The organism is Acinetobacter sp. Swhac1, from assembly GCF_013390985.1.
Lineage (GTDB): Bacteria > Pseudomonadota > Gammaproteobacteria > Pseudomonadales > Moraxellaceae > Acinetobacter > Acinetobacter towneri.
In genome coordinates, this window is the sequence record NZ_JACASN010000092.1 from 1 (window position 1) to 1573 (window position 1573).

2 protein-coding genes are annotated in these 1573 nt (G+C 33.2%); one reads left to right on the forward strand and one right to left on the reverse strand.

All coding sequences use genetic code 11. The features are described 5' to 3' along the window. Positions 1-413: 413 nt before the first annotated feature. Complete coding sequence (locus tag HX743_RS16000; protein ID WP_178319673.1) at positions 414-1415, forward strand: hypothetical protein; 1002 nt, start codon at positions 414-416, stop codon at positions 1413-1415. Between the two features lie 62 nt (positions 1416-1477). Here HX743_RS16000 and HX743_RS16005 read toward each other — a convergent pair. After that, positions 1478-1573: transposase domain-containing protein (locus HX743_RS16005; RefSeq protein ID WP_004785112.1), on the reverse strand; the 96-nt coding region annotated here is incomplete at its 5' end.

Here is a 1573-nt window from a genome sequence, read left to right on the forward strand (position 1 = left end):
CGAATACCTGTCTTAGCTACGCTAGACACCCTTGGCCGCAAGGATTACAAATTAAGAAAAATTCCGCAAGTTTTTGTCTATTGAAAGAATAAATAATCTCCCAACTGCTATCTATTTAACATAATGGCGGTTATACGAAATAAAAAAACCTAGGCACTGGCCTAGGTCTTAAATTTTAAAAAATACATAAAAATTAAGGCTATAGTCTCATTTTTTCAACTTCGTATAACGGCCATTATGTTAAATGGGCTGTAAATTGGTGGATTATTCACTTATATTGAATTTCGAATAAAGATTTTCTGTTAGACAGAAAATTATCATATCAATAGTAGTACATTACATAAGCATAGATTTTAGGCTTAAGGTTCTATAAAGTGTTGAGCCTCTTAATTTGGAAGATATTTGGGGGGAATATGCAAATAAGAAGTGATTTTCAACCAGCTACTTTAATACTTAGTCGATTGGTAGAGTACGCAAAAGTTTTTGATAATTATAATATTTATGATTGGCCGAATTTAAAAAATAAGGAAGATTTTAAAAATGTTTATGATCTCCCGTTTAAAGATCGCAATCCTTTAGAAGATATTTATGCTGATGGTCGAAATCTTGCAGGCTTTATGTCATTTCGTCTCGTTGAATTTAACGATGCTAGATATTTCCCAACATTAAAATCATTTGTTGATTCATTTCATGGTGGTTGGGTTTATCAAATAGATCAACTTAGAGATGTTTCTCAGGCTGCAAAAGATAAGGCTCAACAGCTTGCTAATTGTCCTTGGGCTGTGGATCAAATGATAGGATTATTTGACCGACAAGTAGATATTTTAGTTTCTATTAAACAGTGCTTGGACTCTTTAAAGGAAAATGATCTATATCGTTGGGAAATTGGGCAACAGCAATCCTCATTTCAAGTTCCTGAATATAATAAAATTCTAGAGTGTATTCATTCTGTTGGGAGAATGTTTGAGAGATTGCCAAGGACCTATGCTGACAAGGATGAAGAAGCTTTACGAGATCATATCTTAGTATCTCTTGAAAGTATTGTCTCTGGTTCTGCAACTGGTGAAACATTTAATAAACGAGGGAAAACCGACCTTTTAGTTCGAAATAATAAATCTAATGAGTTTGTTGGAGAATGTAAGTTTTGGAGAGGCAAAGAAGTTTTTTTAGAAACAATTTCTCAACTTCTTAGTTACCTATCTTGGCGTGATAATAAGGCAGCTGTAATTTTATTTGTTGAAAATAAAGACTTCACATCTGTAATAGAAAAAGTTCGTGAATATATAAGTGAACATCCTAATTATCTTAGATACTCATCAGAACGTGATGAAACATGGCAAAACTATGAGTTTCGTATGAATGATGATTCAAGTAAGATTGTCCAAGTTGCTGTAATGCTTTATCACTTACCATGATTTGTTAAGTTATTTTAAATTAACATAATACGTAAGCGTCCGCTGAATCCCATACCTATTTTTTAATTCGATTTAGGTTTCCAGCAGTGTGGCAGTAACTCTTCAATCTGGGTCACTTTATGTGTCGGCAGCCTTTTCAGCACATCACTTAAATAGGC

Coding starts and splice junctions, on each gene's coding strand:
- HX743_RS16000 (WP_178319673.1), top strand. CDS start 414: ATGCAAATAAGAAGTGATTTTCAACCAGCTACTTTAATACTTAGTCGA.